The 409-nt window shown below is 35.5% G+C and carries 2 protein-coding genes; both read right to left on the reverse strand.

Annotated features, from left to right (window positions below):
• A partial coding sequence (locus HC176_RS16995; protein WP_167920193.1) for an uL23 family ribosomal protein occupies positions 1-196 on the reverse strand: 196 nt, incomplete at its 3' end.
• 5 nt (positions 197-201) lie between these two features.
• A partial coding sequence (rplD, locus tag HC176_RS17000; RefSeq protein ID WP_167920195.1) for a 50S ribosomal protein L4 occupies positions 202-409 on the reverse strand: 208 nt, incomplete at its 5' end.

Genomic DNA, 409 nt, shown 5'->3' on the forward strand with positions numbered 1-409 from the left:
TTGTGTAACGGGTTTTTCTGTCCGGGCGAACGTTAATTGTACGAACTTTAGTAACTGAAACACCATAAGCAGACTCAACTGCGTCTTTAATTTCAATCTTATTCGCCTTATTATCAACTACAAAAGCGTACTTATTGTTAAGTTCGCTATCGGCTGTAGCTTTCTCTGTAATAATAGGTTTTATTAAGATACTCATAATGCTTATTTACTTAAATTCAACTCAATTCCTTCCAGGGACCCCTCTAAAAACACAAGATTATTTGCGTTTAAAATTTTATAAGTGCTTAATTCTGAAGCACTTATAACCTCAGAGGCCTTTAAATTGCGTGACGACAAATATACGTTTTTATTCGAGTCACCCAACACTATCAAAGATTTTTTCCCTGCCAGCCCCAATGCATTCAAAACA

This window comes from Tamlana crocina, assembly GCF_012037625.1.